This window comes from Roseisolibacter sp. H3M3-2 (assembly GCF_029211165.1).
Lineage (GTDB): Bacteria > Gemmatimonadota > Gemmatimonadetes > Gemmatimonadales > Gemmatimonadaceae > Roseisolibacter.
This window is the reverse complement of sequence record NZ_JARGEK010000415.1, coordinates 1-3,852: the sequence shown is the minus strand read 5'-3', so window position 1 is coordinate 3,852 and position 3,852 is coordinate 1. Positions and strand designations below refer to the sequence as shown.

The following is a 3,852-nucleotide window of genomic DNA, read 5'->3' as shown; positions in this document are numbered from 1 at the left end:
AGTCGGATCGTAGCCATGTCGTTCTGTGAGCCAAGGAGTTGAGACCACGATTTGTTTCCTAAGACCGCTTGGCCTCCGACTTCGCGCGCGGCGGCGCTCGACACGGCGCGGCTGGCCGAGGCGTACGCCGAGGCGGCCCGCCTCCCCAAGCTGCGCAGCCTGCTCGTGCAGTGGCGCGACACGCTGGTCGCCGAGCGCTACTTCGGCGGCGCGACCGCCGCCCGCCCGGCGAACCTCAAGAGCGCCTCGAAGAGCGTGGTGTCGGCGCTGGTCGGCGCGGCGCTGGCCGACGGGACGCTCCCCGGCGTGTCCGCGCCCATCGCGACGCTGCTGGCGCCGGCCGACGCGCGCCTCCTCGACTCGGCCAAGCGCTCGATCACGCTCGAGGACCTGCTGTCGATGCGTGCGGGGCTCCAGAGCACGAGCATCCGGAACTACGGCGCCTGGGTGTCGAGCCGCGACTGGGTGCGCTACGCCCTGACCCGCCCGCTCGTCGCGCCGCCAGGGCACGCCGGCGGGCCGATGATCTACAGCACGGGGAGCACGCACCTGCTGGCGGCGATCCTGGTGCGGCGCGCCGGCGAGCCGCTCGACCGCTACTACGCGCGCACGCTGGCCCGCCCGCTCGGCATCGTGCCGCGGCCGTGGCCCACCGACCCGCGCGGCATCCACTTCGGCGGCAACGAGATGCGCATGACCCCGCGCGAGGCGCTGCGCTTCGGCGCGCTCTACCTGCACGGCGGGGTGGCGCCGCCGGGGACGCCGGCCGCCGGGCGGCGCCTCCTCCCGCAGGCCTGGGTCGACTCGTCGTGGACGCCGCGCACCGTGTCGGGGTTCAGCGGGCACTCGTACGGCTATGGCTGGTGGCGGCGCGACGCGGCGGGTGCGGCGGGGACGCACCCGGTGCACTTCGCCTGGGGCTACGGCGGGCAGTTCGTGTTCGTGGTGCCGGACCTGTCGCTGGTCGTCGTCGCGACGTCGGACCCCGACGCGCTGGAGCGCGACCGGACGCACCTCGACGCGGTGCACGGGCTGCTCGACCGCATCGTCGTCGCGGCCGGCGGCTGACGTCGTCGGGCTCCCCGACGGCAGGGGAATCGGATCCGGCAGATTTCACTCGGGTACGTCGGATCGCTCCGTGTGGCTCCGTACGCCCATGCGCCGGATCCGTCGGAATCGGACCTGATCCGATTCCCTGATGCTTGACCCGTGAACTCCGAGACCGCGTGCCCGGAGGGCCGGGTGCGCAGCCGCGCAGCCGCGCAGCGGATTAGCATTCCCCGTCCCCCACGACGAACCCCGAGCCCCGCCACCATGCAGAGCCAGACCGGCGTCCGCTTCTACCGCTGGGACGACATGCCGAAGGAGCGCGTGACCGACCAGATCTCCCGGCGCCTCGTCACGGGCGACCGCATGATGCTGGCGCACGTCTACCTCGAGAAGGGGAGCCTCGTCCCGCAGCACCAGCACGAGAACGAGCAGCTGACGTACATCCTCGAGGGCGCGCTGCACTTCTGGATCGGCGCCGACCGCTCGGAGGAGGTGATCGTGCGCGCCGGCGAGGTGCTGTTCATCCCGTCCAACGTCCCGCACGAGGCGCGCGCGCTCGAGGACACGCTGGACGTCGACGTCTTCTCCCCGCCGCGCCAGGACTGGCTCGACGGCACCGACACCTACTTCCACCGCAAGTAGCATGGACCTCGGACTGGGCGGGAAGGTCGCGCTGGTCGCGGCGTCGAGCCGCGGCCTCGGGCGCGCGGTCGCCGAGGAGCTGGCGCGCGAGGGGGCGCACCTCGTCATGTGCGCGCGCGGCGCCGAGGCGCTGGAGGAAGCCGCCGCCGCGGTGCGCGCCGCCGGGACGCGCGTGCTCGCGCTGGCGGCCGACCTCAGCGAGCCCGCGGAGGTCGCGCGCGTCACCCGCGCGGCGCTCGACGAGTTCGGCGCCGTCGACGTGCTGGTCACCAACACCGGCGGCCCGCCGGCCGGGCCGTTCGAGAGCCACTCCGCCGAGGCGTGGCACCAGGCGGTGCGGCAGAACCTCGACAGCGTCGTCAACCTCGTGCGCGCCGTGCTCCCCGGGATGAAGGAGCGGCGCTGGGGGCGCATCGTCAACGTGACGTCGATCGCCGTCAAGCAGCCGGTGGACAACCTGATCCTGTCGAACAGCGTGCGCGCCGCCGTCACCGGCTTCGCCCGCACGCTCGCCAACGAGGTCGCGCCGTTCGGCGTCACCGTCAACAGCGTGCTTCCCGGCTACACGCGCACGCAGCGCGTCGACGAGCTGGCGGCGCGCAACGCGCAGCTGCGCGGGACCTCCGCCGACGCCGAGCGCTCGGTGTGGGAGGGGCAGATCCCGATGGCCCGCCTGGGCGAGCCCGACGAGTTCGCGGCGGCGGTCGCCTTCCTCGCCTCCGCGCGCGCCAGCTACATCACCGGCCAGAACCTCGCCGTCGACGGCGGGTGGATCCGCGGCCTCCTCTGACCCGCCCCATGCTGGACGCCACCACGGCCGCCCCCGCGCTCGCCGACCGCCTCGCCCGCCTCTCGGGCGAGGGGGCGCTCGACGTCTTCCGCCGCGCCACCGCGCTGAAGCGCGAGGGGCGCACGATCGTGCACCTCGAGCTCGGCGCGCCCGACGTCGACGCGGCGCCGCACGTGGTCGACGAGGCCGTACGCGCGCTGCGCGAGGGGGACGCGCGCTACGTCGCGCCGGCCGGAATCCCGGCGCTGCGCGAGGCGATCGCGGCCGACGTGCGCTCGCGCGGCGTCGAGGCCGACGCCGACCAGGTGCTCGTCACGCCGAGCGCCAAGACGGCGGTGTTCTACGCCATGCTCGCGGCGGTCGGCGCGGGGGACGAGGTGCTGGTCCCCGACCCGGGCTTCCCGATCTACCCGTCGATGGCGCGCTTCTGCGGCGGCGTCCCGGTGGGCTACGGCGTCGACGCGCACAACGCCCCCGACGTCGACGACCTGGAGGCGCGGATCGGGCCGCGCACGCGCGTGGTCGTGCTCAACTCCCCCAACAACCCCACCGGCGGCGCGCTCGACGCCGCGGCGACCGCGCGCGTGGCGGCGCTCGCCGAGCGGCACGGGCTGGTGGTGGTCACCGACGACATCTACTCGCGGCTCGTCTACGAGGGCGACCGCGCGCCGTCGCCGGCCGCGTTCGACGGCGCGCGCGACCGCACGCTCCTCGTCGACGGCTTCTCCAAGACGTACGCGATGACCGGGTACCGGCTCGGCTACCTCGTCGCCCCGCGCCCGTGGCTGGAGCCGCTGACCACGCTGGCGATCAACGGCCACACCTGCGTGCCGCCGTTCATCCAGCGCGCCGGCGTCGCCGCGCTCACGGGGCCGCAGGACCTCGTGGCGTCGCAGCGCGCCGCCTACCGCGCCCGCCGCGACCTGCTGGTGGCCGGGCTGAACGCGATCCCCGGCGTGCGCTGCCCCACCCCGGCCGGCGCATTCTACGTCTTCCCCGACTTCTCCGAGGCGCTGGCGCCCCGCGGCCTCACCTCGCGCGAGCTCGCGCACCGCCTGCTGGAGGACCACGGCGTCGCCGCCATCGACGGCCGCGCCTTCGGCGCCCGCGGCGAGGGCCGGCTGCGCTTCTCCTTCGCGAGCGCGGAGGCGGATCTGGAGCGCGCCGTCGCGCGCGTGGCGGAGGCAGTCGCCGGGTTGAGCGTCGAGCGATGAGCGTCGAGCGTCGAGCGCGCTCCTCGGAGGGCGGGCGGCGTCTCCGCCGGGGAGCCGCCTCCGCCGGCCTACCCGAGCGCCGGGCGCCGAGCGCCGAGCGGACTATCTCACTCGGCGCTCGGCGCCCGGCGCTCGGCCCGTGACGCGACGGGGGCT

Annotated in this window: 4 protein-coding genes; all 4 read left to right on the top strand. The window is 75.0% G+C overall.

Annotated elements, in window-relative coordinates; genetic code table 11:
• The first annotated feature begins 51 nt into the window (after positions 1-51).
• The 4 genes from PYV61_RS22155 (at position 52) to PYV61_RS22140 (ending at position 3,696) form a co-directional block, all read left to right on the top strand.
• A complete protein-coding gene (locus PYV61_RS22155) occupies positions 52-1,068 on the top strand; it encodes a serine hydrolase (protein WP_275835767.1) in 1,017 nt (338 codons plus the stop codon).
• 246 nt (positions 1,069-1,314) lie between these two features.
• Positions 1,315-1,692, top strand: a complete 378-nt coding sequence (locus tag PYV61_RS22150; protein ID WP_275835765.1) for a cupin domain-containing protein — start codon at positions 1,315-1,317, stop codon at positions 1,690-1,692.
• A gap of 1 nt (position 1,693) precedes the next feature.
• Positions 1,694-2,482, top strand: a complete 789-nt coding sequence (locus PYV61_RS22145; protein WP_275835763.1) for an SDR family oxidoreductase — start codon at positions 1,694-1,696, stop codon at positions 2,480-2,482.
• 8 nt (positions 2,483-2,490) lie between these two features.
• On the top strand, positions 2,491-3,696 hold the full coding sequence (locus PYV61_RS22140) for a pyridoxal phosphate-dependent aminotransferase (RefSeq protein WP_275835761.1): 1,206 nt from the start codon (positions 2,491-2,493) through the stop codon (positions 3,694-3,696).
• Positions 3,697-3,852: the final 156 nt, after the last annotated feature.

Bases quoted from the DNA above. Each gene is read 5' to 3' on its own strand.
- PYV61_RS22150 (WP_275835765.1), top strand. From the start codon at position 1,315: ATGCAGAGCCAGACCGGCGTCCGCTTCTACCGCTGGGACGACATGCCG.
- PYV61_RS22145 (WP_275835763.1), top strand. From the start codon at position 1,694: ATGGACCTCGGACTGGGCGGGAAGGTCGCGCTGGTCGCGGCGTCGAGC.
- PYV61_RS22140 (WP_275835761.1), top strand. From the start codon at position 2,491: ATGCTGGACGCCACCACGGCCGCCCCCGCGCTCGCCGACCGCCTCGCC.